This is a genomic window from Streptomyces sp. NPDC057253 (assembly GCF_042669125.1).
In the GTDB taxonomy this organism is placed as follows: domain Bacteria; phylum Actinomycetota; class Actinomycetes; order Streptomycetales; family Streptomycetaceae; genus Streptomyces.
Genome location: NZ_JBHUXV010000306.1, coordinates 1 through 1128 on the forward strand (window position 1 = coordinate 1; position 1128 = coordinate 1128).

Annotated in this window: 1 protein-coding gene; it reads right to left on the reverse strand. The window is 64.5% G+C overall.

Annotation, left to right across the window (positions count from 1 at the left end; genetic code table 11):
- Positions 1-38: 38 nt before the first annotated feature.
- Positions 39-893, reverse strand: coding sequence for an IS5 family transposase (locus tag ACFULQ_RS49155; RefSeq protein WP_383558383.1), 855 nt, complete (start codon positions 891-893; stop codon positions 39-41).
- Positions 894-1128: the final 235 nt, after the last annotated feature.

Below are 1128 nucleotides of genomic sequence, written 5' to 3' on the forward strand. Positions count from 1 at the left end.
AGAGGTCGTTTTCTCCCGTTGTTTCATCCCGGAATCTTCTATTTGGTCTGCGGTGTCGGGTCGCGCCAGGAGATGGTGTTCTCGCGGGTGAGGCGGCGGGCCATGAGGTCGGCCATAGCAAGTTGGATCATGGCCTCGGAGCGGGTGGACAGGGTCTCGTAGTCGCGGGCGAGACGTCGGTGGAGCATCAGCCAGCCGTAGGTTCGCTCGACGGCCCAGCGCTTCGGAATCGGGGTAAATCCCCTGGTCCCAGGGTTGCGAGCGGTGATTTCCATGTCGATGCCGAGGGCAGCGGCGTGCTCGACGAGGTGCTGGCGGTAGCCGCCGTCCACCCACACCTTGCGGATGCCGGGGTGGTCGACGGCGACTTGATCCAGGAGCCAGGTCCCGGCGACAGAGTCCTGCACGCTCGCCGCGGTGACCAACACGGCCAGCAGGAGACCGAGGGTATCGGTGACGATGTTGCGCTTCCGTCCGACGATCTTCTTCCCAGCGTCGATGCCTTGGCTGGAGACATGAACGCTGGTGGAGGTCTTGACGCTCTGGGCGTCGATCACGCAGGCCGACGGCTCGCTCTTCCGTCCTTCCTTCTCCCGTAACAGTTGCCGGAGCAGGCCGTTGAGCTGAGCGAACACGCCTTCCTGCTGCCACTTCGCGAAGTAGCCGTAGACCGTGTTCCAGTGCGGGAAGTCGTGCGGGAGATAGCGCCACTGGACCCCGGTGCGGTCCACGTACAAGATCGCGTCCATGATGTCGCGCAGATCGTGCTCGGGCGGCCGGCCGAAGTCCAGAGCCCGGCCGCGACGCTCGAAGCGCCAGGCTGAGAGCAACGGCTCGACCAACTCCCAGCGGGCATCGGACAGATCACTCGGATAGGCGCGTCGTGTCGGCATGCTTCCGGCGTATCGCCGCGGACCGAGTGCGCCCAGGCGCACCGTAGCGGCGCCAGAAGCACACAGCCACGAAGGCTGGGCATCCTGGGATGAAACAGGAAGAGGTCACCTCCAGCCCCACCGGTCGCCCCGCCTAGCCCACCGTCCCCATCGGTACCCGGACCCTCTTGCGCACCTCAGTCCCGCACTCCAAGAATCGCCACATAAATCAACGAAATAGGTTAAAACGACCTCT

Bases quoted from the DNA above. Each gene is read 5' to 3' on its own strand.
- ACFULQ_RS49155 (WP_383558383.1), bottom strand. From the start codon at position 893: ATGCCGACACGACGCGCCTATCCGAGTGATCTGTCCGATGCCCGCTGG.